The organism is Mycobacterium sp. DL592 (assembly GCF_011694515.1).
GTDB lineage: Bacteria > Actinomycetota > Actinomycetes > Mycobacteriales > Mycobacteriaceae > Mycobacterium.
The window spans coordinates 3,541,470-3,565,783 of record NZ_CP050192.1; the positions used below are offsets into that span (position 1 = coordinate 3,541,470).

Below are 24,314 nucleotides of genomic sequence, written 5' to 3' on the forward strand. Positions count from 1 at the left end.
ACCTCATGCGTCTGCTAGGACTGATCGTTCTCATCTGGCTCGTCGTCGGTGCCGTCGCGGCCGGACAACGCGGATACTTCACCCACGCCGCCCAAACCTGCTCCAGTGCAGGGACTACCGCGGTCACCGTGATCGCCGGACCCCTGAATTACTTCGGCATCAACCCCAAGGTGGCGAACTGCAACCTGCCCAAACCCAGCTGATTGCGTCCACCGCTTCACCGCGGAACCCAGACACGCGCAACTCCCAGGAAGGAACGGAAGTGCTTGGGCATGAGAACCTCAAAGTCCGCCTGCGGCTCCGCGGGTAGCAATGGTCAGCCGGAAAATCGGACGGTGGTTCCGGGCGTCAGCGCAACGACGCGACCATGGCATTCCACGTCAACTACGCCGGCGTCGCACGGATCCACGCTGCTGATCACGCCTTTGCCGCTGACCCGAAGGTGCAGGTGCAGACCGCGATAATGGATCGGCACTGCCAGTACGCCTAGCGTCTCCGGCCAATGCGGGGAGAGGATGACGCGATCGGAACGGGTCTCCAGCCCGGTGTAGCAGCGCCCTGCTGGTAGGTATTCCATTAGGACCGTTCGTGAATGTCGGCGAGGCTGAACTTCCAGTTCTTCTCCGGTGCGTCGATTCTCTCCCGGAACCGTTGCGCCTGTTCGTCTTTCGACAGGTGCAGGAAGATCTTGACGATCTGGGTGCTGCGGTGCGAGTGAAGTTCGTGGTCGCGGATCGACCAGCAGCGCTGTTTCCACAGGGTCCTCTGATCGATCAGCTCATCAGGCAGTCCGTGTCCGTGCAGCATCTCGGTATGGACTCGGGTGACCACGACGTCCTCGCAGTAGGAGTGGTTGAAATACCGATCCGGCCGCGTTCGGGCAGGCTGCTGGTGGTGCGCTGGAGGAAGTCGTGCTCGAGGTCCTCATCGGTGGGCTGTTTGAAGCTGAACACCTGGCAGCCAAGGTAATTCACGCCCGACATCACGTGCCGGATCGCGCTGCCTTTACCCGCGGCGTGCACGCCCCGAAAGATCACTAGCAAGGCCCAATGATCCGAGGCATAACGCAGCCGCTGCAGCAAGGCCATTTTCTTGACCTGTTTCTTCAGCTGCTTCTTGTAGTTCTTGTGCGGCTGTACAGGGCTTGCACCCTTGTCGGCAGTGCGGTCAGGTCAACGCGTTGACCGACTCCACCCGGAAATCCATCGAGTCGATTGCCACAGTCGGTCCTCTCTGCGCGGTTCGGTAGGAGATGTCATCGTGGAATACGGTCCGATTTACCCGTTGTCGAGGAGCGCGACGTCGACGTCTCCATCAGCCGATGGCCCCGCATATCGCGACATCCGGGCCGGGAAATGTTGGTGGTCCGCCGCGCAGCGGCGTACACACGTCGACGTTCACCCGTCAGTGATGCTGGGGTTCGGCGGACTTCGATGTGTCGGGGGTCGGTGTGCCCGGATCCAACTCGTCCGCGCGGTCCCACTGCGCGTTGAGTTCGTCACGCGAGCCAGCCGCCTCGCCGCGGCGGGCGGCGGCTTGGTGTTCCAGACCGGAAGCCTGGGCCGCCTTCACGTCGGCCTCGGCCTGTGCGGCGCGCGCCTGGGCCGCAGTCTCCTCGGCCAATGCCTCCTGCTGCCCGACGTGAAGTGTTTCCTGCTTGGCGGCCTCGCGGATCTTGCCGGCTTCCACGTGGCGGTGTTGGTTGCGCTTGCTACGCGCCAGCCACACAACCCCTGCGATGAGCAGAAGGGCCGCGACAGCGGCGACGACGATCCAAACGATAGTGCTGGTAGTCATGTCGATTCCTTGGTTGGGTTCAGCGTGGTGGGTGGGCTCATCGGTGGCGAGTGGCGGTGGCTCATCAGTAGTAGTGGCGGCGGCCGCCGACCGCGTGCCCCATCGACCCCAATATCCACAGCACCGCTCCGATGACGAGCAGGATGATCCCGATGGTCCACAGGATCGAGATTTTGAACACGAATCCGCAGATGAGAAGGACGACTCCGAGAACGATCATGATCTTTCCTTTGTTTCGATGTTTACGGCCCTGTTGAGGGTCGTGCGTCAATACTTCAGGGCGTCTTTGACTTTGGCCCCTGCCCTTTGGCGTCCGCTATAGCCTGGTCGGCGAAGCCCTCGTTGCGCATCCGGGTGTTGCCGGTGGCGCGGCCGACATATTTCTTGGTGGCGCCCTTGATGGCTTCGGCCTTGTGCGCGAGCTTCCTACCGATGCTCATTGCGGTGCCCTTCGGTTCCGGTAAGCACTGACCGCGACTGCGGACGCTGGGTTCCTTCGACGTCCGCGTTGCCCGCCGATTGCCGACCCATCAACCAGCGACCGAGTAGGGGAACCCCTTGTCGACGCGTCGTGGCCACCTCGGGGTTCACCGGTGCACCGGCCTGTTGGTGTTCGAGCAGGGTGTCGCGGTCGCGGTTGGCGAACGCCGTTTCGCGTTGAAATCTCTCGAGGTGGCGTCGGGCGGCTCGCCCGCGGCCCGCGGTGCGCCGAGCGCCGGCCAAGAGCACGCTGAGTCCCAGCATTGCCACCGCGCCGATCACGATCCCGAACAAGAACAACGTCCCGGTCGACCCAGTGACGTGGTAGCCGAACACCGAGAAGTTTTCGGTCAGCGGATGCGTGGGCCCGGTGTTGCCCAGCACACCCATGAGCGCGACGATCACGGCAACGAGCAGAACGATCAATCCAACGATGACGAGCATGACGTTGCCTCTGTTTCTGATGGCAGACCTTGAGTAAACGCCAAGTTTGAGGAACTGTCAACAGTGTTGACCTACGGCAATGGTCTACAGTGATGACACAGAAGGGAAGTGCTGCGCCAATGACGAAATTGCCAACCCGGCCCGATGAAGCCGCTGACGACGCTGACCCCGTGGTCGCGTCCGGCGGACCCGACAACGGCCAGGTCACCCGACCGCTCATCCTGCAGACAGCGTTGACGATCATCGACCGCGACGGCGCGGACAGCCTGTCCATGCGCCGCCTCAGCGAAGCGGTCGGTCGCGACCCCGCGGTGCTGTACCGACACCTGCCGAACAAGGCCGCCGTGCTCGACGGGGTCGCCGAAATCGTCCTCGAACAACTCGCGGTCAACACCGCCGACCCAGACTGGGCCGGCCAACTGCGGACCGTCGCCCACGACTTCCGCCGGTTGGCCCTGGCCCACCCCAACGTGGTGGCGCTACTGGTCACCCGACCGTTGGCCACCCCGCTCGGCCAGCGCCCACCCGGAACCCTCAGACACCTGGAAGACGTCCTTGCGCTACTCACCTCCGCCGGGTTCACCGGCGACGATGCGCTGCATATCTACCGGGTGCTGTTCGCCTACCTGCACGGCCACGTCCTCACTGAATTGCAGGAAATCGTCGAGCGTCCCGAGGAAACCGACCACGTACTGCGGCTCGGTCTACACCGACTGCCGATCACCGAGTTCCCGCTGGTGCGTGGCCTTGCGCGGGCCCTGGCCTCCTACGACGGCGCCACCGAACTCGACCGCGGCCTCGATCTCCTGCTCCCCAGCCTGGCAGCAGCCCTTACCCGGCCGGATGGATCACCTCGAACCCGATGAGACGCCGCGGCACCAGTGACCGCCCGCTGGTCAGGGCCGGCCGCACTGGACGCTGTGTGGTCGACCCGACAATGATCACACGCCAGCACTGACCTGTTGGCATGACGAATCTGGTTGAAACACAGTGTTCGACGGCTGCCGCGGGTCAGCCAGCGGGGCTGTCCAGTGAAGGTGGGTGCCGCCCGCAGGTGGTGACTCGATCGTGCACTGCCCGCCGACCTGTTCGGCGCGTCGACGCATGTTCGCCAGGCCGCTGTCGCGTCGATTGTCGGCCGGGATGCCGCTGCCGTTGTCGGTGATGTCGATGGCGAGTTCATCGGCAACTGCGACCTTCACGGTCAGGCCAGTCCCACCCGAGTGACGCACGGCATTGCTGATGGCTTCAGTGATGACCGCTTCGGCATGTTCGGCCACGAGGTCACCGATGACAGTGAGAGGTCCGGAGATCTGCAAAGTTGTTGTGATGGAACGGTTGTCGGTCAAATCTGCGACCGATTGCTGTATCCTGTGGCGAAACGAGCTGGCCTGGCCTGCCGGAGATTGCAGACCGAAGATCGCGGTCCGGATATCTTCGATGATGGCCTGCAGGTCGGACAGCGTCCGGTTGAGCCGGTCGGTCACCACGGACGAGCGCGAGCGGGCGACCGTGCCTTGCACGTCCATGCCGACGGCGAACACCCGCTGGATGACGAGGTCGTGCAGATTGTGCGCGATGCGCTCGCGATCGGTGAGTACCGACAGTTCACGGGCGCTTGCCAGAGTCAGCGCGACCGCGGCGTGGCTGGCGAAGTCGTTCATCAGCTCGAGGTCCCGAGCATCGAAGGCCGGTTGGTCCGTGCCACGTGCCACGGCGATGACACCGATAACCGTGTCCTGGCAACGCAATGGCAGGACGATCGCGGAGCGTTGACCGACGTCGGTGAATCCCTGGATTGGGTGCCGAAACGTGTTGGTGATCATCGGTGTGCCGGAGCGGAACACAGCACCAGCGGTCGACGTCGCTACCGGGACCAGCTCACCGATCACCTCGTTGGCATGTCGGCCAACGGCAGTAGACACGACCAAGGTATCGACTTGCTGCGCTGGGAGGTCGGCGTCGTCGGGGACGAGCACGATCACCTCCTCGGCGCCGGTCAACGCGCATGCGCGTTCGGCGATCAGGTGCAGGGGCCGCGGGTGAGGATCCATGCCCGACAAGATGGCGGTGGTGATGGTACGGCCGGCTTCGATCCACTTGGCCGTCGCCATGGCACGCTCGAACAGTTGGGCGTTCTCGATAGCCATCTCAGCCGCGGAAGCCACTGCGCAAGCGCCGATTTCATCGGACTCCGTGAACCCGTGTCCGGACTGACTCTCGGTCAGGTACAGAGTGGCGAATGTGGTGTTCCGGATCATGATCGGAACACCGAGGACGGTGCGCGTCGGTGGATGATGCTCGGGGAATCGCACCGCAGCCCCGTCCGTGGTCAAGTCGTTGCGGCTCAACGGCGACATCCCTGCGTGCAGAAACGACATTACGGTGCCATTCAGGCCGCGGACACCGAGCGCGCCGCGGCGGGCCCGGGTCACATACATCCCCGCCGTCACCACCCGATGCAGGGTGGCATCGAGATCGAGATCGGAGCCGATATCGACGATGACGCGAGGCAGTAGCTCCATCGGGGCGCGAGTCACCGGCAATTCGTCGGTTTGCCGGTCAGGAGGATCGTTCTGGGCAGCGTCGCAGTGCGCTGTGACATCGAAGCCGCGTTCGTCGGCCATCTCGGCGAGCAGGCCGCGCAACTGCCGGCGTCCGCGGTGCAGCCGTGACATCACCGTTCCGATGGGCGTTCCCATGATCGCGGCGATCTCCTTGTACGGGAGGCCCTCGACGTCGGCGTAGTACACCGCCATCCGGTGGCCCTCGGGCAGCGCCTGCAGCGCAGCGTTGATCTCGGTATCCGGGAGGGATTCCAGCGCCTCAACCTCCGCCGAACGCAGCCCGCTCGATGTATGCCGGCGGAGGCGGCCTGCTGCCAGTCGGTGATCTCATCGGTCAGTCGCTCCGCGGGCCGACACTGCTTGTTGCGGTAGGTGTTGATGTAGGTGTTGGTCAAAATCCGGTACAGCCAGGCCGTGAGATTCGTCCCGGCACGAAACGACCCGAACCCGACGTACGCCTTCACCATCGCTTCCTGCACCAGGTCCTGCGCGTCGACGGGGTTGCGTGTCATCCGCAGCGCGGCGCCGTAGAGCCGGCCCATCACCGGAATCGCGTCGCGCTCGAATCGCGCAGTCAGCTGCGCGTCCGTCTCGGGCGTTACCACGTCGGTGCGGTCGAGCTGGATATCGGTAACCACTGTCATCGCTACGGTCAGCTTCCGGTGTTCGCGCTGGACCTGAGCCGACCGCCGCAGACCGTGCACGCATCGCGCTCGCATCCCACCGACGGCGTCCGGCCTGCGAAGAGCTGGGGTGGACGGACAGGTAGGTCGGCGAAGGTGGCCACCGCCGCCTCGACGCTGTTTGTGGTGGGCAGCGAGCCCTGCGGGTCGCAGATCTGCAGCACCCGGGTGACGGCGGCACCGGGCACCACTGCCCAGCCCGTTCCGGCGCCCAAGCAGAAGACAAAGAGCCCGTGTAGCGCCGAGAAGCCCTCGGTCCCAAAAAATTCCACACCGCTCAGATCCAGGATCAGCCCGCGGCAGCTCTCCACACAGCAAAGCGGGTATTCGCCCAGCGTGGCAGCGTTGGCGGCGTCGATGTCGCCGTGTGCACTGATGACGATCACCGACGACTTCAGCCGACGACAAGCCCACCGTGCGGTGTGATCCGTCCAAGGCTGGGAAAGGAAACCGGTGTCCGGCAGGACAGCCGGGTGAGGCGGTTCAGTCGCGGTGAGGGCAGGAATGGTGACTCCAATCATCGGAACGCGCGACGTGTTGGCTACGCGGCATCGCGGACGATCGGACACGTCATGCACCGTGGCCCGCCGCGGCCGCGGCCGAGTTCGCTGCCGGCGATTGTCACCACCTCGATGCCATGTTTGCGCAACATGGTGTTGGTAGCCACGTTGCGCTCGTAGCCCATCACCACGCCGGGCCCGACGGCCAAATAGTTTGTGCCGTCGTCCCATTGCTCGCGTTCAGCGGCACGGATGTCCTCGTCGGTGGTGAGGACCGCGATCTCGTCGACCTCGAGGATCTCGGCGAGGGTGTCCCACAGGCTGTGGTTGCGGGTCACGCTGAGCCGACCGGGGTCATCACCGGCGGTGATGGTCCAACTCCGCAGGTGGCGATCGAAATAGGGGTAGAGCACGAACGTGTCCTTGTCGACCATCGACATGACGGTGTCGAGATGCATGAAAGCATGACTGTGCGGCAGCTCGATAGCCACCACGGTTGTCGCCTGCCCCGCATCGAACAGGGCGTGCGCGAGCGTCTCGATGGCCATCGGTGTCGTCCGCTCCCCCATGCCGATCAGAACGGCGCCGTGGCCGATCACGTGAATATCTCCGCCTTCGATAGTCGCCGGCTGGTAGCTGCGGTCCTCGTCGCCGTAGTAGGTCACGACGTTGGCGTCGGAGAACAACGGGTGGAAGCGGTAAATGGCCCGAGTGTGCAACGACTCTCGTTGGCGGGCCGGCTTGGCCATCGGGTTGATGGTCACGCCCCCGTAGATCCAGCTTGAGTTGTCGCGCTGGAAAAGGTGATTGGGCAGCGGCGTCAGCAGGAAATCGTCGGCCCTCAGCATGTCCCAAGTGAGGCTTTGTGGTCTTTGCGGATGCAGGTCGGCCTTCAGCACTCCGCCAACCAGGAACTCGGCCAACGTCGGACCGTCGAGGTCGTCGAAGAGTCGGCGAACCTGATGGGCAAGCGAGGGACCCAGAAGCTGCGGAGTGCACAGCCGGTCCAGCACGAAGTCGCGACCTTCGCTGAGTTCGAGTGTCTGGGAAAGTAATTCACCGAAGTAGTGAACCTGAACGCCTTTGTCGCGTAGCGCCTGGGCGAACGCGTCGTGTTCTTCCTTGGCTTTCGATGCCCAGACGATGTCGTCGAACAGCAGCGCGCCGATGTTCTCCGGGGTGAGCCTGGCCAGCTCGAGGCCGGGGCGGTGGATGACGGCCTGACGAAGCTGGCCGACCTCAGAATTTACGGAGAATGTCACAGGGGTTCCTTGTCTTTGATGGCGTTGATGTCGGCGCCGGAGATACGACTCTTACCGTTCGCCTCGACGCGGGAGGGTTGGGCCGCGGGCTGGTCGGCGGGACTATCCACCGGCTCCGCTGCCTCGCCGGTACGCTGCCGGCGGGCGTTCAAGAACGCATACAGCACGAGCCCGGCCAGGATGACCACCAAGGCCTGGTACACCACCTGGTAGCCGGAGGCGAACGTCACCCACATCGAGAACAGGATGCTCACCCCCGCGACGGTGAGGTCACGGGCCAGGCGCCAGCCTTCGACCCGGCGCCGGCGCGACAGCAGGTAGGTGAGCTGAGCGATCGCGGAGAAGAAGTAGGGGATGGCCACCGTCACTACGGTGAGGTTGACCAAGTAGGTGAAGACCGTGAGTCCGGAGTCGGAGGTGTAGCGCCACAGCAGCAACAGTGAAGGTAGAACAGTCCCCATCGCGATGCCGAACCAGGCGGTCCCGTTGCGGTCGGTCCAGGCGAAGGGCCGCGGGAACAGACCGTCTTGGGCCATGGCCCGCGAGGTCTCGGTGACGATCAAAGTCCATCCGTTGAGCGCACCGATCCCCGAAATCACCGCGACTGCGGCGATGAACTTTCCCGCCCAGCCGTTCTGGGAGAACATCGTCTGGAACGCATCCACGAAGGGCGCCCCGGTGGCGGTCAGGGTGTCGTGCGGCACCAGGCCCATTACCGCCGCCGTCACCAGCACGTACAACAGGGCGCTCGCCGCGGTGCCGATTAGCGACGCCCGACCGACGTTTACGCGAGGGTTCTTCACTCGCTTGGCCGTGATCGCCGCCGCTTCCACGCCGATGAAAGAGAACAGCGCGACCCCTGCGGCGATGCCGATGCCGCTGTACAGGCTACCCCCGGAGGCATTGAAGGCCCCAAAGTTGGCCTTCTCCACGAAGAACCAGCCGACGACGCCGATGAACAGCAGCGGCAGGAACTTCAGCACGACGGTGATGTTCTGGAACCACGCCATCTGGCGAGCCCCGGCCAGGTTCACAATCGCCGGCACCCATAAGCCGACGAGTGCGATCCCCCAGTTCGCCAGTCCACTCGGATTTTTCATACCGAACAGGGCATTGACGTAGAACACCCACGACGACACGATGGCGGCGTTACCGGCCCAGGTTTGGATCCAGTAGCACCAGCCCACGAGGTAGCCGGCGAAGTCGCCGAACTCGTGGCGGGCATATGCGTACAAGCCGCCGTCGCTGTTGGGTACTCGCCGGGTGAGCTGGCCGAACAACACGGCCAGCAGCATCGCGCCTACCGCGATCACGGCCAACACGGGGATGCCCATAGTGCCGGCACCTGCAAGCACCGCCGGCATCGTGAAAACACCGGTCCCGACGATGCTGCCCACCACGAGGCCGGTGGCCGAGGTCAGCCCCAGGGCGCGGGTCTTGTCCCGGTCGCGCGGCGAGCCCGGCGCCTTCGGACCTGGCGCACCCGGCCCATTGCCGCGCGGCCTCCGGTCAGGCTCTGCTTTGCTTTGTGATTCACCTGGCTCACCCTCGCTTTGCTTGGCTCTGGCGATCACTGCGGTGTCTCCGTGATGAGTTGAAGTCGATGTGATGGGGGTCTGGGGAAGGTGGCCATCGCTGCGTCGACAGTGCAGGAGGTGGGTAGCGAGCCCTGCGGGTCGCAGATCCGCAGCACCCGGGTGACGGCGACACCTGGCACCATCGCCCACTCGGTGCCAACCCGCGCGCACGACACCGATACCCTGTGCAAGTCCGAGAAACCCTCGGTCCCAAAGAAATCCAGGTCTCGCAGGTCTAGCACGAGCGAGCGGCAACGCATCACATGCGCCACCGCGTAATCGGTCAGGCTGCCGGCGTTCGACGCGTCGATTTCGCCCTGGGCGCTGATAACAGCCACTGATGACGTCGGCCAGCGGCAAGCAAATCGCACCGTATGACCGTTCCGATGGCAACTGACCCTGGCGACGTATAACGCGGTCGCCCTGGATGCCTGGGCGGCGGAGACAGGAGAATCAATCATGGCGATCCCAACTTGCACACGATCACCGGCGGGCGGGGTTCGGAGCCAACGCTCCTCGAGTTCCGCAGCGGACAGCTGAACTCATCCCGGACCAGCTGCAATTCTCAGCCACCGACGACGTTACACCCCTGCCACAGTTCGGACGGTCGTTGTGACGGCCCGTTCACCAACTGCGGGTGAACGGGCGGTGCCGCTCCCCGGGGGCAGGATCAGCCCATCTCGCCCGACTTAGCTGGCCTAGGATGGCAACTGTCTGGCGGCGAGCAAGCCGCCCGATAGATCGCACGGCCCCGGCGCGTTTGCGGGCACCGGCAGGATGTGAGTGCACGCATCGCCTATGACCGACTTGACCGAGGACGGCCCCGGATCACCGAGCGGGTCGCTTACTCCGGAGCGGGCGACCGCCGATGCCGCCGACCTGCGGGCCGGGATCGACGATCTTGCCGGTTTGGTCTCGGACGGTCTGGGACTGCCCGAATTGCTCGCTGCTGTTGCGACTTTCGCTGTTCAAGCGATACCGGGCGCCGAGGGTGCCGGGGTGACCTTGTTGCGGGTCGACCGAACCGACAACATGGTCGAGGCGTTGGCGGCGAGTGCCCCGTTTGTCGCAGAGATCGACGAGATCCAGTACGTGACCCTGCAGGAGGGGCCGTGCATCACAGCGGCGCTGGAACGGCGCACGGTGCGGTCCGGGTCGTTGGGAGGGGAGTCCATGTGGCCGCGGTTCGGCCCGCGGGTGGGCAGGCTCGGAGTGCACAGCGCGCTGTCGCTGCCACTGCTGCTGCGCGATCAGGTTGTCGGGGCGATCAACGTGTACGCCCACGGCAAAGATGCCTTCGACGAGCACGCCGCCGAACTCGGCGAACTTTTCGCAAAACCCGCGGCCGTAGCAGTGCACAACGCCCAGGTCCTCGCCCAGGCGGTGGCGCTCACCGTCCAGCTGCAGACCGCGCTGTCGACGCGACCGGTGATCGATCAGGCGATCGGCCTGATCCGCGGACGAAGCGGGCGAACCGCGGAGGAGGCGTTCGCGCAACTGCGGGCGATCAGCCAGTCCGAACACCGCAAGTTGGCAGACGTGGCCCAGCGCATAGTCGATGAGGCCGTGCGCCGCGCTCGCGCCCGCCAGAACCCGAACTGAGCCGTACGCTCGCGGTACGAGCCAACACGCGTACGGTCGGTACCCGGGGAACACTCACAGGACGGGTCCTGACTCTCGTCCCCGGTTTCCCACCGTCCAGGGCAATCGCCCTGCTCGGCTCCGGCAGATCTGATCCGCGCTCGGGAGCGACACAGCGGAGCAGTGGCGCAATGAATACCCAATGAATATCAGCCCAGACCTGGCCACCGGATTAGGACTACTCACCGCGGCACTCGACGAGCCCGGCACCGACGTCGAACAGAGCCTCGACCGTTTGGCCGCCGTCGCGCAGGCAGCGGTGTCAAGCTACCTGGGTTTGACCTTGAGCCGCAGCGATCCGCTCTTCGCGTTCACCTGCCTCGCCGTCGGTGCCGCGACCGAGGACATTGCCACTTCACTGCGGATGACCCTGCCGGATGCGCACGGCAGCTTGGCTCCCTCGCACACTGAACTCATTTTGTACTCCGGGTTGCCGGGCGCCTTCGTCGACCTTGCGGCGGACCTAGCCTGGCTAACTGCCCGGCCACCGAGTGACTTCGCCTTCGATCAAAACCTCAGGATCCCTGCCGATTCACGCATCGGCACGCCGCTGACGGCGGCGTCGGTCATCAATCAGGCCATCGGGATTCTCATCGGCCGCGGCCACACCCCTGAGCAAGCCGATCGGCGCCTCGAGAACCAGGCAAGCCTCGCGGGCACCGATCTCTACGGCGCGGCCCACCTCATCGTGACCGCTCTCGACGCTGGCGCCGCTGAGAAGGGCACGTCCACTGAAGGCCCTGGGCAGCGGGTGTAGGCGAGGCTCAGGCCGAAAGAGGGGGCTCATCGGGCGCCGACAAGCTCAGCACCGCGCCCGCCACAGCGGACGAGGTACGGATCTTCGCCTCGAGGGACCGCAAGCGGACCGCGAGACTCGATTCGACGTCGTCGCCGATGAGATCGACATCGCCGACGATCAAGACCGACCGAGGCCCGACCACCTCCAGTCGAAGGTACGTCACACGGTCCACTTCGGGCATGGCGAGCAGCTCCCGCAGGGCAGCGGCCCGCACCTGGGGATCGACTTCCTCTCCGACCAGGAACCGGCGATTGAGGTTGACGAGCACAATCGCGACCGCTCCCAGCAGCACGCCGATCAATACCGAGGCGATACCGTCCGGTATCGACGAACCCGTGAGCTCGCTGGCGATCAGGCCGCCTGCAGCGAGTACTAGGCCAACCAGGGCTGCGGCGTCCTCGGCCACAACTGCGCGCAGGGTCGGGTCGGAGGTGGCCAGAACATGCTCGATCAGGTCCCGATGCATCGAGACCGCCTCACGTTTGGACTGCCGAAGGGATTGCGCGAGCGAGATCGACTCGAGCACGAAAGACACCGCCAGCACGACATAGGCCACCACGAAGTCACCCGCGGCAGCAGGCTCCAACAGTTCCTGCACACCCCGCATGACCGATACTGCGCCGCCGGCGGCAAGCAACCCGAGCGCCGCAACCAGCGACCAGACGTAGGCCTCTTTCCCACTGCCAATGGGGTGTTTGGCGTCAGGCTTGCGGCGCGACAGCCGGTCTGCGGTGATCAGAAATATCTCATTGCCGCTGTCAGACCATGAATGCGCCGCCTCGGCGAGCATCGACGCCGAACCGGTGAGCACAGCGGCCACCGATTTCGCCACTGCCACAAGTACATTCACGACGAATGCCACCAGAACTGTCCTGGTGCTCGCTGCCGCGCCCGTCGCACCTGCCGCGAAGAGGTCGAACGATCGACGGTCAGCCGCAGCTACCGGAAGCAGGGGCGGCCGGCCGTCGTTCAGTCCTTTGCTTCGTGGGGCTTGTTGAGCGCACGGTCCGCGCTGCGCACGATGCTGCGCAGGAATTCGTACTGGGTCGTGACAAGCTGGTCAGCCAATTCGAGGGCGCTGTCGACGATGGTCTGCCGCAGCGGATGAACCGCATCTGGAAGCGCCTCGTCGACCTTGTCGACGAACGTGCGTACCGCGTCGATCGCGGCCTGCTGTCCGGACTTGACCGACTCGAGTACTTCATCGGAGAGGTCAGTGGCGCGGGGCAGCACATCCACGCCGTTCTCGGTGCTCTCGTGCTTCGTGCCGTTCCCGGACTTGGTGTCATGAGTCATAGTCGAACTCCTAAAGGTTCAGGGCAGACACTCGCCGATCGTTTCGGCATTGTGCTACTTCAGATTCCACGCTTCTGCTGTCACCCGACAGAGGCTTTAGACCCCCGGATGCGGGATAGGTACTCCCCGTAGTCGGGTCGTCGTCCTGTCGAGTTCAGGAAACCTGGCGGGGACTTCACCCCCGCTGGGAATAACATCGCTGGGGGCGGTGTTGGTGCGGCCATGAGCGAACAGGCAGAACTGAGCCCCACCGACTGGGTACGCGCGCAGACCGAACAGATTCTCGAACAGGGCACCACCGACGGTGTGCACATCTTGGACCGGCCGGTCGTGCTTTTCACCACCACCGGCGCGAAGTCCGGCAAGAAGCGCTACGTGCCCCTGATGAGGGTCGAGGAGAACGGCCGCTACGCCATGGTCGCGTCCAAGGGTGGCGACCCGGAGCATCCGTCGTGGTACTTCAACGTCAAGGCCAACCCCACCGTCACCGCGCTGGACGGCGACAAGCAGTTCACCCTGACCGCGCGCGAGGTCTCCGGCGACGAGCGTGAGCACTGGTGGAAGCTGGCGGTCCAGGCGTACCCGCCTTACGCCGAGTACCAGACCAAGACCGAGCGACTGATCCCGGTTTTCGTCCTCGAGTAACCCTTGGGAGTCACATTCTCGACGTCACGCCCAGCAGGGCAAGAACGCCGAGCGCGGCGATCATCGCCGCCACCATCGAGGCGATCGAGTAACGCATCGGCCCGAATTCGGCCTTGAGTGCGCGCAATTCCTGGCGGTGCTGAATCCAGCCGAGGATCAACGCCGCCAATCCGATCACGATCATCGCGAAGCCGAAGATCTGGGGGCTGACGTACGGGTCGCGCAGCCGGTCGTTGTCCGACAGGTACCGGAAGATCTGGTAGATCGTGAACCCGAACGCGATCAGCGACGTGCTGGTGCTGGTCCAGGCCATCAGGGTTCGTTCGAGTGCCAGCCGGTTGCGTTCGGCGGCTAGCCGCGTGTTGGCGTCCACCCCAGCAGTACACACCACGGCCCGGGCGTCGCGCCGCGATGCGGTCACCGCTATGGCACTCGTAACGTTCATCAATTAGCCAAATGTGCACGGTGGGACTGACGGTGCGTTATTGACCGCCTGCAGTGTACTTTTGGCAGGTCATTGAAGTAGAAATAATTTGCTGAAACGCTAGGCATCCGGTTCGCCGCAACATACTGTAACGAGCGTCGGAAATTGGGGGGCGCCCGGCGTCGGGCAGTTATGCGCGAGAGGAGGCGGCGTGTCCCCAGCCCCGAATTCGTTCGGGAAAGCTCGCGCAGTACCCCGCCTGGTCATCATGACCGGCATCTCGGGAGCTGCCGCCGTCGGTGCGAGCGTCTTTCTCGCGTCGACCTCAGGTGCGACACCGGCCGACCAGAAGCCCGGCCCTGGCTGTGTGGTCACCACCACCGGGCAGTGCGCCTCCGGCCATACGGCACGGCCCGCCGCCGCCACCCACGCCACGACCGCGCACGCACAGGCGGCGTTGACCATCACCATCTCCGGCCCCTTCCTCGGTCTGATCGGAGACGGTGTCGACGCGGCTGCCGACTGCACCGGCTCGGCATGCAACGGCGGGCGGGGCGGCCTGCTCTGGGGGAACGGCGGAAACGGCGCGAACGGGGGCACCGGCGGGGACGCGGGCCTTTTCGGCAACGGCGGTAACGGTGGGAACGCCATCAAGGCCGGGCAAGCCGGCGGCCGCGGCGGCACCGGCGGCTTGCTATGGGGTAACGGCGGCGACGGCGGCAATGGCGCCGACGGCGCACCCGGCGCGGACGGGGTCAACCCGACACCACCGACGGGCAGCTACGCCAACGCGGGCGGCTCGGGCGCCAGCGCGAGCGGCTACGACAGCCAGGTCGGCGGCAACGGTGGAACCGGCGCCCCCGGCGGCCAATACAACTATTTCTTCGTCACCCCGATCGGCGGAGCCGGTGGAGGTGGCGGCTGGGCCTGGAGTTTCTACGGCAATGCCGTCGGCGGTAACGGCGGAACCGGAGGCGCGGGCGCGTTCGGCGGCCAAGGCGGCCAAGGCGGTACCGGCGGGGTAGCCAGCGTCGGCTCGACAGGGACATCGGTCAGCGGCAACGGCGGCACCGGCGGAACAGGCGGCACCGGAGCAGCAGGCGGTCAGGGCGGCACTGGCGGAGCCACCTGGGGCCCACTCGGGGTGGCCGGCGACGGCGGCAACGGCGGAACGGGCGGTGTCGGAGCCACCGGTGGCGCAGGCGGCGACGGCGGCGCCGGCGGTGAAGGTGGCCGGGGCGGAATCTTCGGCGGCAACGGCGGCAACGGCGGTAAGGGCGGCAACGGCGCCAACGGCGGCAACGGCGCGATCGGTGGCCAAGGCGGTACCGGAGGCACCGGTGGCACCACCCTGTATGACACCGGGCACGCGGGCCAGGGCGGTACCGGCGGCACCGGCGGCACCGGGGGAGCTGGCGGCGACGGCGGCAATGCCGGTAAAGGCGGGGCCGGCGGACGCACGTTCCTCGCCGGCACACCCGGCACCAGTGGATCGTCCGGCGTAGCCGGAACTGGCGGCACCGGCGGCCAGGGCGGCACCGGAGGAACCGGCGGCACCAGCGGGACCGGCGTCAGCGGCTCCTCGGGCCAGTCGGGCCAGAGTGGTCACGCGGCGTCCGGGCGACAGGGTGGGGCCGGCGGAGCCGGTGGCACCGGCGGAGCCGGCGCCAGCTGAGCACTACCCCGATCAACCGGCAGCGGCAGCCTCCCCCGCGGACTTCGCTGGAAAGCCACGCCCCGGGCGATTTCACCTCAGGCGGGTCGCTTTACCCAGGACCACGGGTACCGCATAGCAGCCCTCTCCCAGTCTTCTTTGCCCTAGTCCACAGGCCTGGCGGCGGCTACCGGTACCCCCGCTTGACTCTTAAATGAGGCCTACGTCACACTCAATTGCTTCGATGAACAGATGCTTGCTGCCACTGTTAGAACGCACGTACCTGAAAAGTCGGGTGACCCCGCGTCGATCAGCTCGCATCTTTGCCAGGGAGAAGGCGTGACCGCTTTGAAGGAGGTGCCGGCCGTTGACCGCAGGTGTCGATGACGCGACAGCGGCTGAGACGGAAGGCCCTACCCTCCCCTGCGTCGATATAGACGCCGAGGTCGACGAGCTTCTCAGCGCCGACGTCGCCGACGACCTCGCTTTGCCGAACGGGTCGGAGGATCACCAGGCCGACGTTCCCGCCCCCGCGGCCGGCCTCTTTAGCACGTTGCTGAACTCACCCCTCGGCAGACCGCTGCGATACGGCCTGAACCAGGGTGACTCCTCGCTGAAGACTCTCGGCCGCTTCTTCGAGCTGGGCGTGCTGGCGTTCTTCCATCTCGGAAGAGATCTGATCCGGCTGCGCCACCCGTGGCGGGACACCATCAACCAGGCCTGGTTCATCATCAGCGTCACGGCGATACCGGCATTGCTGGTGTCCATCCCGTTCGGCGTGATCGTGGCGGTGCAGGTCGGCAACTTCATCAACCAGGTCGGCGCGTCCTCGGTGTCCGGCGCCGCCGGTGGCCTGGGGGTGATCCGCCAGGGCGCACCGATCGTGGCGGCGCTACTCCTTGGCGGCGCAGCGGGTTCGGCCGTAGCCACCGATCTGGGCACCCGGACGATCCGCGAGGAAGTCGACGCATTGCGGGTCATGGGTGTCGACCCGATCCAGCGGCTCGTCACCCCGCGGCTCGCCGCGATCGTGTTCGTCGCGCCCGTGCTGTGCTCGTTCATCATCTTCATGGGCCTGGCCGCCGGCTACGCGATCAACGTCGGCTTCCAGTCCGGCACCCCGGGCAGCTACATCGCCTCGTTCGCCTCCTTCGCCAGCGTCACCGACGTGGTGGTCGCGGTCATCAAGACCTGGCTGTTCGGCATCGTCGTGATCCTGGTGGCCTGCCAGCGCGGGCTGGAAACCAAGGGCGGCGCGCGCGGCGTCGCCGACGCGGTCAACGCCTCCGTCGTCATCGGTGTCGTCGCAGTGTTCGGCCTCAACCTCCTCATCACCCAGGGGCTGTCGATGTCCATGCCGCTGAGAGTGGGCTGATGGCGGCACCGTCGCGGTATGTCCCCTCTGCGCTGCGCGTCCCGTTCTGGGTCGCCGGCCGCGGTGACTCGATCGTCCAGCGCCTGGGCCACCAGGTCACGTTCCTGTCCCAGGTGCTCGGCGCCATTCCCACGACGATCAAGCACTACCGGCACCAGACCGGCGTGCTGCTGGTCGACATCATGTGGGGCAACGGATCTCTCATCGTCGGCGGCGGCACCATCGGCGTGCTGGTGTTCATGGGCGCCGCGGTCGGCGGTTCGGTAGGCATCGAAGGCTACGGCGCCCTCGACATGGTGGGCATGGGCCCGCTGACCGGTTTCGTCTCCGCCTATGCCAACACCCGCGAGATGGCACCGATGATCGCCGGAATCGGGTTTGCGGCCCAGGCCGGTTGCCGGATGACCGCCGAGATCGGCGCGATGCGGATCTCCGAGGAGATCGACGCGCTCGAAGCCCTCGGCATCCGGTCAATCCCCTTCGTGGTGACCACCCGCGTCATCGCCGGAATGCTGACCATCGTCCCGCTCTATGTCGTGACGCTGGCGTTGAGCTACCTGTCGTGCGTCCTGGTGGTCAACGTCTTGCACGGACAGTCCTCCGGCACCTACTACCACTACTTCGACTCGTTCCTGCAGCCCTCCGACGTGATGTTCTCGGTCCTCAAGGCCGCCATCTTCGTCACCCTGATCATCGCGATCCACTGCTATCACGGCTACTACGCCGAGGGCGGCCCGGAAGGTGTCGGACGGGCTTCGGGGCGGGCCATTCGGGCCAGCATCGTCACCGTCGTCGCCGCCGACATGGTGCTCACGCTGCTGTTCTGGGGTAACAGTCCCGGCGTTCGGATATCCGGATAGCGATGTCGTTGTCTGCAGACCAAGGCGCACGGGCGCCCAGCTCACGCAAGCTGCGAATCCGCGGGTTGATCGCCGCGGTGGTGCTCGCCGTCGCCGGCATCGGGCTCTACCAGCTGGGCAGCGGCGGCTACACCAAGACGTTCACGCTCACCGTGGTGGCCGACACCCTCGGCGAAGGCCTGACCCCCGGCGCGGAGGTCAAGTTCCGCGGGCTGACCATCGGGTCGGTGGGCACGCTGGAGACCACCGGCTACAACAAGCAGAAGATGACACTGAAGCTCGAGCCGGATCAAGCCACCGCCCTGGCCGCCGACACCACGGCGAAGTTCGTGTCCTCCAACACCTTTGGTTTGGCGGCTGTCGAGCTGGTCAGCACCGGCGCGGGCCCCCGGCTGCGCCCCGACCAGACGCTGCTGATCAACTCCGACGTGCCGCCCACCTCCATCACCGGCCTGTTGCGCCAGGGCCAGCGGCTCGGCCAGATCGTGGACTCGACCGACGTCGAGCACATCATCGCCGTGGTGAGCCGGCATTCGGATCTGACCGAGCCGGTGACACGCTCCTTCTTCGACCTGGCCAAAATGCTCGCGGACTCGCAAAAAGTGCCGTTCTCGCAATCGCTTTCGGTGTTCGCCACGGTGCTCAACGGGGCCAGCGACGCGGTACCGCTGATCAATCTGGCCTACGACCTGCTCAACGGCATGTCCTTCCTGGCGCAGCCGGAAGGGGTGCAGCGCGTCAACGTAATCCTCGACCAGTCGGCCAAGCTGCTCTACAACACCGACGCGGTGTTCGCCCGCAACATCTCCTGGCTCGTCCCACTGGCCGATGCGCTGCGCAACATCCTGCTCCCCCGCATGTACATGCTGGGCAGCCTGGCCCCAGCCTACGACCGGCTCTCGGGCCTCATCGACCGCACCAGCGCGGCGTTTCCGATGATCGACGGGAAGGTGCGGCTGCAGATCGAGGTCATCATGGACACCATGCCGGGCCTACCGGCCGCCCTGGACGCCGCGCCGCCGGTACCGCAGGGAGCGGGCGGATGAGAAGTGTCAGCAGAGCACTGGTGTGGTTGACCATCTTCAGTGCGATCGCGGTGGTGTGCACGCTGATCGTGGTGACTGCGCTGCGCTCCCCCATCAACGGAACGGTGTCGCGTTACACCGCGGCATTCACCGATGTCTCGGGGCTCTATGTCGGCGACGATGTCCGGATCTCCGGGGTACAGGTCGGCAAGGTCGAGACGATCCGGCTCGACGGGCGGATCGCGAAAGTCGACTTCACCGCACAGGACAACCAGCCGGTGTTCACCAACACCGTCGCCGCGGTGCGCTACCAGAGCCTCATCGGGCAGCGGTACGTGGAGCTCGTCCAGCCCGCCAAGCCGGACAAGCGGCTGCCCGCCGGAGGCGACATTCCGCTGGGACAGACCATTCCGTCGTTCGATGTGGCCAAGCTGTTCAACGGTTTTCGGCCGATCTTCCAGACAGTCGACCCCGCCCAGTTCAACCTGCTCGGCGAGAACCTGCTGCGGTTGATCCAAGGTGACGAAAACGGAGTCGGACCGTTCCTGCACGACCTGGACGTCATCTCCAAATTGGCGACCGACCGCAAGGCCGTCATCACCGCGATCATCCACAACCTGAGTTCGATATCCCAGGACCTCGGCGGCAAGTCCCAGCAGCTGTTCCAGCTGATCTCCATCCTCAACGACATTCTGACCCAGTTCGGCTCCAAAGCCGCCGAGTTCCGCTCCGCACTCGACGTCGGACTTCCGGTGCTGCGCAACACCACCCACATCATGCAATACCTCGAGCAGCTGTTCGACGGCCAGACGGTTCCGATGTATGACCTGAGCGCACGCATGTGGCCCCAGACCCCCACGATCATCGCCGGCCTGTCGCTGGTGCCGTCACTGATTCAGGGAGTGCGCGACACCTTGATCGACGACAAGCCGGCCACCCCGACATTCATCTGCTCGAACGGTGAGGTCAATCTGCCCGGCATCGGCCAGGTGTCGTTCGCCCAACAGAACTTGGTGATCTGCAAATGATCTCCGCACGGAGCCGGCTCAGCGCTCTCGGCAGGCGTGTGGATCTGTCGGCCTGGCTGGGGCCCCGCCAGGGGGTCCCCGACGAGCGCGCTGCCGCCACCCGGAGCCGGCGCCAGGGCATCATCGGCCTGGTCCTCATCGTTGCGGCACTGGCCGCGACGGCTGCTGCCTACCTCAATCCGAGCGGCCAGTCCGGCTACACCGCCCATCTGACCAACTCCGCCGGCGTTCGAGCCGGTGATCAGGTGCGCATCGCCGGAATCACGGTCGGCAAGGTGACCGGGGTGCGTCTCGACGGCGCGCTGGTGGAGATGACGTTCGACGTCGACAAGTCGGTGAAGGTCGGCTCGGATTCCACCCTGGATGTCAAACTGCTCACCCCGCTGGGCGGCCACTATGTCGCTCTGGACCCCAAGGGCGCCATACCGCTGGGCCACAATGTGATTCCACCCCAACGGGTCTCACTTCCGTTCGAGGTCAACGACATCATCCAGGCGGCGACACCGGTCATCAAGGAAGTCGACGGCCAGGTCATCCACGACACCTTCGCCGAAGTCGCCAACGCCGCCGGCAAGTACCCCGACGCGATCCGCAACCTACTGCAGTCGGCCAACGACCTCACCGCATCATTGAGTGGTTCGGCCGACGAGTTCCACCGAAGCCTCAGCTTCGTCGCAGATGGCATGGGCGCCATGGTCGCCGGCCGCAAGCAGCTGGTCACCGTCTTCCAGCAGCTCGACATCCTGAGCAAGGGCTACACCTCCGATTCGGTGGACATCATCGAGTTCTTCGGGCTGGTCAAAGAATTGGCCCGCATCATGGACCGGCTCACGACGGCCTACGCCCGCGATATGGCGCCGGTCATCAACGGGATCGACGACATCATCGACCACCTGTACGCCCACCCCGATCAGCTCGGCAAGGCCGCCGATGCGATGAACCAGGCCATGAACATCGTGGTGCCGATGCTCAGCGGCAACGGGGTGGTCATCGATAAAGGCAACCAGCTGGTCCCCGGCCAGGATCTGTGTCTGCCGAACATCATGAGGAACTGTTGAGATGAAACCGATCTCGGCCCTGCGCGCCCGCCTGCACTCGCCGCTCCGTGTGGCGGCAGCAGTGGCGGTCGTCGCGGTCGTGGCGGTCGCAGCAGTCACCGGGGCGAAGTTCGCGATGCCCAAGGTGAACAACACCAAGGCGATGTGCGCTGAATTGTCCGACGCCGTCGGGTTGTACGTGGGCAACAAGGTCGCCCTGCTGGGTATTGACGTCGGGTCCACGACCTCGATCGAGAACAAGCCCGACCACGTGCAGGTCGACTTCACCGTGCCCGCAGACCTGGACCTGCCTGCCGACGTCGGGGTGGTCACCTATTCGCAGTCGATCGTCACCGACCGCCACATCGAATTGACCAAGGCCTACACCGGGGGCCCGAAGTTTACCGGCCCGGAATGTGTCAAGCTCGCCAACACCCGGACTCCGATCAGTGTCAGCGAAACCTTCACCGCCGTCAGCAATCTCGCCGACACCGTGCTGGGCCCGCACCCGGGCAAGGACCCCTCGCAGGCACCCGGTGTACAAGCTATCAACGACAGCCTGTCGGCGGCCAGTCGCTCACTCGACGGTACCGGCGCCCAGCTCAACGAGACCTTGCGCAACCTGGTCACGATGCTGTCCGACCCGTACCGGGCCGACACCGATTACCGGCGGCTGTTCGAGAACAGTGAGATCTTCACCTCGGGCTTCCTGAAGAACTGGGACACCTTCGCGTCGGTGATCCAGTCGCTGCCCGCGACAGTCGCCCTGATCGAGGCGTTGTCGGACAACATCTCCGCCGCCCTGGCCAACGTGTCGCATCTGCTGCCGATCCTCGTCGAGGCGTCGACCCGGCTGGCACCGAGGCTGTACCGCAACATCGGCGACAAGCTGGTTCCGTGGATACGCGACCTGCTCAATCACCACAACAAGACCATTCTCTCGATGATCAACACCTGGCCCCAGTTCACCAGGTGGTTCACCGATATCTACGAAACATCCTGGGGCACACACAACGTCACCTATATCCCGCCCCAGGTGTCGATCGCGCCGACCCAGGCCGGAGCCATCTGCCAGGTGCTTCAGCAGCGGCACACCCCCGGCGCGGCAGCCGCGTGCGCGTCCGGAAGTTCTTCGGACCCGGTCACTCTCGGTCTGACCGACCTGATTCTCGGGGCGGCGCTGGGATGAGGCGGCGTATGGTTCGGACCGTCTGTGCGGTACTGGTTGCGTTGGCGGCCACGCTGAGCCCCGGGTGTTCGCTGGATCCAACGCGGTTACCCGTGCCGGGTGCCTACTCGCCTGCCGACCCCTACCGGGTGAAGATCGAATTCTCCAGCGCCCTCAACCTTCCCGCCCGGGCCAAGGTCGACACCGGCGGCATCCAGGTCGGCGTGCTCGATCATGTGGCACTGGACGGGTCGACGGCCGTCGCCCACGTCGACATCGCCGGTGACACCAAGCTCGCCGACAACACCCGCGCCGAACTGCGCCAGGCCACCCCGCTCGGTGACGTCTACATCGCCCTGCTGCCGCCGGCCAAACCGTCGACGGCGATGCTTCGCAACGGCGACACCATTCCACTGCGCAACACCGCCCCGGCCACCAACGTCGAGGACGTGCTGCGCTCGGTGTCCAACCTGATGGCCGGCGGGGCCATCGGCACGTTGCAGGAGGCCGTGGTCGACGCCAACAAGGCGTTCCCCAAGGACCCCAACGAGCTGACCCACATTCAGACCACCATCGGCGGAATCCTCAACGACCTGGCCGCCAACCAGGAGACGATGAGCGGAATCCTGTTGAGCCTGGAGAACATCAGCTCCACCCTGTCGTCCAACACCGCTGTGTTCAACCGGCTGGTCACCGAAGGCCCGTCCAAGCTGGGAGGCCTGTCGGCGGTCACCCTCGGGATCCTCAAACTCGTCGCCGACTCCAAGGACCTCGGCAAGCTCGGCGGTGAGGTCATCAACCCGATCACCGGGGACATCATGCAGATGTTGTCCTACATATCGCCGTTGGTCGCGACGATGTCCACCGTGGACACCACGGTCCCGGTGATCGCCGACAAGCTCAACGCGCTGGTGCGCGACAAGCTGATTCCGTTCTTCGGCAAGGGCGGTCCGCGCTACACCATCTCCGAGCTTCGCCCGCCGAGCGGCAACGAGGGTGTCGACCCCGCCGACAAGGCCGACCAGGCGGTCTCGGCCATGCGGACGATGGGACTGCTGCCGTGAAGTTCAACGCGCGCACGACCCTGGTGATCCTGGCAGTGATGACGCTGCTCGGCGCGTTGTACATGTCGATCGGGGTGCTCGACATCAGCCCGACGAAGAAGGTCACCCGGCTGACGTTGCTGCTCAACACCTCCGGTGGTCTGCTGCCCACCTCCGACGTCACCATGCGCGGCATCAAGATCGGCAGGGTCACCGGGATCCGGACGACGGCCACCGGGCTGGCCGTCTCGATGGACATCGATCAGGTCAACCAGGTCCCCGCCGACAGCGCGATTGCGGTGGAGAACCTGTCGGCAGCCGGCGAGCAGTACGTCGACTTCAAGCCGAAAATCATTGCGCCCCCCTATCTTTCCGACGGATCGGTGATTCCACCCGATCGGGTGGCGCCGATGGTCACCGGCAGTGAACTGCTGACCAAAGCCAACGCACTGATTTCGGCGCTGAACCCCGATGACCTGCGCACCATCGTCACCAACGTGTCGCAGGCGCTGGACGGCAACGACGGCACCCTCGACTCCCTGGCCACCACTGCCGGCCTGGCCGCCAAGGTGGTCCGGGACGATAAGCAGATCCTGACCACGCTATTCAGCAACATCTCCACGCTGACCACGAATCTGGGCACGCTCAACGCCGGCCAGGTGATCAGTGAGACCGGCACGTTGCTGCCGAAGTCGGTGCCGGCGTTCCTGCGGCTGGTCAAGGAGTTCGAGAACCTGTCCTACAGCGGGTCGGGCCTGCTGGGGCCCGACGACCCGGGCGGGGTTCTGATCGCCAAGATCAGCGAGTACATGGACACGCTGGCCGAACCACTCAGTACGTTCGCCACCGTCCTGCAGCCGGCGGTAGCGCCTCTGCACGACGTCAAGCTCGACGCCGGGCACTGGCTGGACTTCTGGGAGTCGACCTTCAACGACAACGGCAGCCTGCGGGTGCAACTCAACGTCCCCGAATGGCACCAGGGACAGTGACCGACGCACTAGCGTAGAAA

The 24,314-nt window shown here is 65.3% G+C and carries 27 protein-coding genes and 2 pseudogenes; 14 read left to right on the forward strand and 15 right to left on the reverse strand.

Annotated features, from left to right (window positions below; all coding sequences use genetic code 11):
• Positions 1-5 precede the first annotated feature (5 nt).
• Positions 6-203 (forward strand): hypothetical protein, encoded by a 198-nt coding sequence (locus HBE64_RS16975; protein WP_167104589.1) that lies wholly within the window; start codon positions 6-8, stop codon positions 201-203.
• 113 nt (positions 204-316) lie between these two features.
• On the opposite strand, the gene HBE64_RS16980 is transcribed toward HBE64_RS16975, so the two are convergent.
• From HBE64_RS16980 to HBE64_RS17010, 6 genes and pseudogenes are all read right to left on the reverse strand, one after another.
• Positions 317-577 carry a glycosyl hydrolase family 65 protein gene (locus tag HBE64_RS16980; RefSeq protein ID WP_243841353.1) on the reverse strand — a complete coding sequence of 87 codons (261 nt, stop codon included), beginning with the start codon at positions 575-577 and terminating at the stop codon, positions 317-319.
• Positions 577-1,088 (reverse strand): annotated as a pseudogene (locus tag HBE64_RS25010) (hypothetical protein). The gene HBE64_RS16980 and the pseudogene HBE64_RS25010 overlap by 1 nt, the downstream one beginning before the upstream one ends.
• 316 nt (positions 1,089-1,404) lie before the next feature.
• On the reverse strand, positions 1,405-1,797 hold the full coding sequence (locus tag HBE64_RS16995; protein WP_167104596.1) for a hypothetical protein: 393 nt from the start codon (positions 1,795-1,797) through the stop codon (positions 1,405-1,407).
• A 64-nt stretch (positions 1,798-1,861) separates the two neighbouring features.
• Positions 1,862-2,017: a DUF6131 family protein gene (locus HBE64_RS17000; RefSeq protein ID WP_167104600.1), complete on the reverse strand. Its 156-nt coding sequence runs from the start codon at positions 2,015-2,017 to the stop codon at positions 1,862-1,864.
• 55 nt (positions 2,018-2,072) lie between these two features.
• The gene (locus HBE64_RS17005) at positions 2,073-2,237 is read right to left on the reverse strand and encodes a CsbD family protein (RefSeq protein WP_167104602.1); all 165 of its coding nucleotides are present in this window, start codon (positions 2,235-2,237) and stop codon (positions 2,073-2,075) included.
• A complete protein-coding gene (locus tag HBE64_RS17010) occupies positions 2,224-2,721 on the reverse strand; it encodes a hypothetical protein (RefSeq protein WP_167104605.1) in 498 nt (165 codons plus the stop codon). The genes HBE64_RS17005 and HBE64_RS17010 overlap by 14 nt, the downstream gene beginning before the upstream one ends.
• Before the next feature lie 119 nt (positions 2,722-2,840).
• Here HBE64_RS17010 and HBE64_RS17015 point away from each other — a divergent pair, with 119 nt between their 5' ends.
• Entirely contained in the window at positions 2,841-3,587 is a 747-nt protein-coding gene (locus tag HBE64_RS17015; protein WP_167104608.1) for a TetR/AcrR family transcriptional regulator, read from the forward strand.
• A 75-nt stretch (positions 3,588-3,662) separates the two neighbouring features.
• Here the strand turns inward: HBE64_RS17015 and HBE64_RS17020 are convergent, their stop codons facing one another.
• The 6 genes and pseudogenes from HBE64_RS17020 to HBE64_RS25015 all read right to left on the reverse strand — a co-directional run bounded on the left by HBE64_RS17020 (position 3,663) and on the right by HBE64_RS25015 (position 9,771).
• Positions 3,663-5,348 (reverse strand): GAF domain-containing protein, encoded by a 1,686-nt coding sequence (locus tag HBE64_RS17020; RefSeq protein WP_371744196.1) that lies wholly within the window; start codon positions 5,346-5,348, stop codon positions 3,663-3,665.
• Positions 5,328-5,932 (reverse strand): annotated as a pseudogene (locus HBE64_RS17025) (sigma-70 family RNA polymerase sigma factor); the annotation flags it as partial. The gene HBE64_RS17020 and the pseudogene HBE64_RS17025, both read right to left, overlap by 21 nt.
• Before the next feature lie 8 nt (positions 5,933-5,940).
• Positions 5,941-6,357 (reverse strand): STAS domain-containing protein, encoded by a 417-nt coding sequence (locus HBE64_RS17030; RefSeq protein ID WP_167096572.1) that lies wholly within the window; start codon positions 6,355-6,357, stop codon positions 5,941-5,943.
• Positions 6,358-6,512: 155 nt separating this feature from the next.
• Positions 6,513-7,733: an arginine deiminase gene (locus HBE64_RS17035; protein ID WP_167104610.1), complete on the reverse strand. Its 1,221-nt coding sequence runs from the start codon at positions 7,731-7,733 to the stop codon at positions 6,513-6,515.
• Positions 7,730-9,307 (reverse strand): APC family permease, encoded by a 1,578-nt coding sequence (locus HBE64_RS17040; protein WP_371743997.1) that lies wholly within the window; start codon positions 9,305-9,307, stop codon positions 7,730-7,732. Before HBE64_RS17040 ends, HBE64_RS17035 begins: the two co-directional genes overlap by 4 nt.
• The gene (locus HBE64_RS25015; protein WP_371743998.1) at positions 9,304-9,771 is read right to left on the reverse strand and encodes an STAS domain-containing protein; all 468 of its coding nucleotides are present in this window, start codon (positions 9,769-9,771) and stop codon (positions 9,304-9,306) included. Before HBE64_RS25015 ends, HBE64_RS17040 begins: the two co-directional genes overlap by 4 nt.
• Before the next feature lie 337 nt (positions 9,772-10,108).
• On the opposite strand from HBE64_RS25015, the gene HBE64_RS17050 reads away from it, so the two are divergent.
• Both HBE64_RS17050 and HBE64_RS17055 read left to right on the forward strand, forming a co-directional pair.
• Complete coding sequence (locus HBE64_RS17050; protein WP_167104612.1) at positions 10,109-10,912, forward strand: GAF and ANTAR domain-containing protein; 804 nt, start codon at positions 10,109-10,111, stop codon at positions 10,910-10,912.
• A gap of 274 nt (positions 10,913-11,186) precedes the next feature.
• Positions 11,187-11,708, forward strand: coding sequence for an ANTAR domain-containing protein (locus HBE64_RS17055; RefSeq protein WP_167104615.1), 522 nt, complete (start codon positions 11,187-11,189; stop codon positions 11,706-11,708).
• Between the two features lie 7 nt (positions 11,709-11,715).
• Here HBE64_RS17055 and HBE64_RS17060 read toward each other — a convergent pair whose 3' ends face one another.
• Both HBE64_RS17060 and HBE64_RS17065 read right to left on the reverse strand, forming a co-directional pair.
• Complete coding sequence (locus HBE64_RS17060; protein WP_371743999.1) at positions 11,716-12,612, reverse strand: cation diffusion facilitator family transporter; 897 nt, start codon at positions 12,610-12,612, stop codon at positions 11,716-11,718.
• 107 nt (positions 12,613-12,719) lie between these two features.
• Positions 12,720-13,046, reverse strand: coding sequence for a hypothetical protein (locus HBE64_RS17065; RefSeq protein ID WP_167104618.1), 327 nt, complete (start codon positions 13,044-13,046; stop codon positions 12,720-12,722).
• A 222-nt stretch (positions 13,047-13,268) separates the two neighbouring features.
• On the opposite strand from HBE64_RS17065, the gene HBE64_RS17070 reads away from it, so the two are divergent.
• Positions 13,269-13,691, forward strand: a complete 423-nt coding sequence (locus tag HBE64_RS17070; RefSeq protein WP_167104621.1) for a nitroreductase family deazaflavin-dependent oxidoreductase — start codon at positions 13,269-13,271, stop codon at positions 13,689-13,691.
• Positions 13,692-13,701: 10 nt separating this feature from the next.
• Here the strand turns inward: HBE64_RS17070 and HBE64_RS17075 are convergent, their stop codons facing one another.
• Positions 13,702-14,112, reverse strand: a complete 411-nt coding sequence (locus HBE64_RS17075; RefSeq protein ID WP_167104624.1) for a YidH family protein — start codon at positions 14,110-14,112, stop codon at positions 13,702-13,704.
• A 214-nt stretch (positions 14,113-14,326) separates the two neighbouring features.
• Between HBE64_RS17075 and HBE64_RS24495 the strand changes: the two genes are divergently transcribed.
• The 9 genes from HBE64_RS24495 to HBE64_RS17120 all read left to right on the forward strand — a co-directional run bounded on the left by HBE64_RS24495 (position 14,327) and on the right by HBE64_RS17120 (position 24,294).
• Entirely contained in the window at positions 14,327-15,790 is a 1,464-nt protein-coding gene (locus HBE64_RS24495; RefSeq protein ID WP_208300497.1) for a PGRS repeat-containing protein, read from the forward strand.
• Positions 15,791-16,136: 346 nt separating this feature from the next.
• On the forward strand, positions 16,137-17,144 hold the full coding sequence (locus HBE64_RS17085) for an MlaE family ABC transporter permease (RefSeq protein WP_371744000.1): 1,008 nt from the start codon (positions 16,137-16,139) through the stop codon (positions 17,142-17,144).
• Positions 17,144-18,004: an ABC transporter permease gene (locus tag HBE64_RS17090; protein WP_167104627.1), complete on the forward strand. Its 861-nt coding sequence runs from the start codon at positions 17,144-17,146 to the stop codon at positions 18,002-18,004. Before HBE64_RS17085 ends, HBE64_RS17090 begins: the two co-directional genes overlap by 1 nt.
• A gap of 2 nt (positions 18,005-18,006) precedes the next feature.
• Complete coding sequence (locus HBE64_RS17095; protein ID WP_167104630.1) at positions 18,007-19,050, forward strand: MlaD family protein; 1,044 nt, start codon at positions 18,007-18,009, stop codon at positions 19,048-19,050.
• Entirely contained in the window at positions 19,047-20,057 is a 1,011-nt protein-coding gene (locus HBE64_RS17100) for an MlaD family protein (RefSeq protein ID WP_167104633.1), read from the forward strand. The genes HBE64_RS17095 and HBE64_RS17100 overlap by 4 nt, the downstream gene beginning before the upstream one ends.
• Complete coding sequence (locus tag HBE64_RS17105; protein ID WP_167104636.1) at positions 20,054-21,115, forward strand: MlaD family protein; 1,062 nt, start codon at positions 20,054-20,056, stop codon at positions 21,113-21,115. Before HBE64_RS17100 ends, HBE64_RS17105 begins: the two co-directional genes overlap by 4 nt.
• A 1-nt stretch (position 21,116) precedes the next feature.
• Complete coding sequence (locus HBE64_RS17110; RefSeq protein WP_167104639.1) at positions 21,117-22,283, forward strand: MlaD family protein; 1,167 nt, start codon at positions 21,117-21,119, stop codon at positions 22,281-22,283.
• A gap of 8 nt (positions 22,284-22,291) precedes the next feature.
• Positions 22,292-23,326 (forward strand): MlaD family protein, encoded by a 1,035-nt coding sequence (locus HBE64_RS17115; protein WP_243841355.1) that lies wholly within the window; start codon positions 22,292-22,294, stop codon positions 23,324-23,326.
• The gene (locus tag HBE64_RS17120; RefSeq protein WP_167104645.1) at positions 23,323-24,294 is read left to right on the forward strand and encodes an MlaD family protein; all 972 of its coding nucleotides are present in this window, start codon (positions 23,323-23,325) and stop codon (positions 24,292-24,294) included. Before HBE64_RS17115 ends, HBE64_RS17120 begins: the two co-directional genes overlap by 4 nt.
• Positions 24,295-24,314: the final 20 nt, after the last annotated feature.

Coding starts and splice junctions, on each gene's coding strand:
- HBE64_RS16975 (WP_167104589.1), top strand. CDS start 6: ATGCGTCTGCTAGGACTGATCGTTCTCATCTGGCTCGTCGTCGGTGCC.
- HBE64_RS16980 (WP_243841353.1), bottom strand. CDS start 577: ATGGAATACCTACCAGCAGGGCGCTGCTACACCGGGCTGGAGACCCGT.
- HBE64_RS16995 (WP_167104596.1), bottom strand. CDS start 1,797: ATGACTACCAGCACTATCGTTTGGATCGTCGTCGCCGCTGTCGCGGCC.
- HBE64_RS17000 (WP_167104600.1), bottom strand. CDS start 2,017: ATGATCGTTCTCGGAGTCGTCCTTCTCATCTGCGGATTCGTGTTCAAA.
- HBE64_RS17005 (WP_167104602.1), bottom strand. CDS start 2,237: ATGAGCATCGGTAGGAAGCTCGCGCACAAGGCCGAAGCCATCAAGGGC.
- HBE64_RS17010 (WP_167104605.1), bottom strand. CDS start 2,721: ATGCTCGTCATCGTTGGATTGATCGTTCTGCTCGTTGCCGTGATCGTC.
- HBE64_RS17015 (WP_167104608.1), top strand. CDS start 2,841: ATGACGAAATTGCCAACCCGGCCCGATGAAGCCGCTGACGACGCTGAC.
- HBE64_RS17020 (WP_371744196.1), bottom strand. CDS start 5,348: ATGGCCGACGAACGCGGCTTCGATGTCACAGCGCACTGCGACGCTGCC.
- HBE64_RS25015 (WP_371743998.1), bottom strand. CDS start 9,771: ATGATTGATTCTCCTGTCTCCGCCGCCCAGGCATCCAGGGCGACCGCG.
- HBE64_RS17050 (WP_167104612.1), top strand. CDS start 10,109: ATGACCGACTTGACCGAGGACGGCCCCGGATCACCGAGCGGGTCGCTT.
- HBE64_RS17065 (WP_167104618.1), bottom strand. CDS start 13,046: ATGACTCATGACACCAAGTCCGGGAACGGCACGAAGCACGAGAGCACC.
- HBE64_RS17070 (WP_167104621.1), top strand. CDS start 13,269: ATGAGCGAACAGGCAGAACTGAGCCCCACCGACTGGGTACGCGCGCAG.
- HBE64_RS17090 (WP_167104627.1), top strand. CDS start 17,144: ATGGCGGCACCGTCGCGGTATGTCCCCTCTGCGCTGCGCGTCCCGTTC.
- HBE64_RS17095 (WP_167104630.1), top strand. CDS start 18,007: ATGTCGTTGTCTGCAGACCAAGGCGCACGGGCGCCCAGCTCACGCAAG.
- HBE64_RS17100 (WP_167104633.1), top strand. CDS start 19,047: ATGAGAAGTGTCAGCAGAGCACTGGTGTGGTTGACCATCTTCAGTGCG.
- HBE64_RS17105 (WP_167104636.1), top strand. CDS start 20,054: ATGATCTCCGCACGGAGCCGGCTCAGCGCTCTCGGCAGGCGTGTGGAT.
- HBE64_RS17110 (WP_167104639.1), top strand. CDS start 21,117: ATGAAACCGATCTCGGCCCTGCGCGCCCGCCTGCACTCGCCGCTCCGT.
- HBE64_RS17115 (WP_243841355.1), top strand. CDS start 22,292: ATGGTTCGGACCGTCTGTGCGGTACTGGTTGCGTTGGCGGCCACGCTG.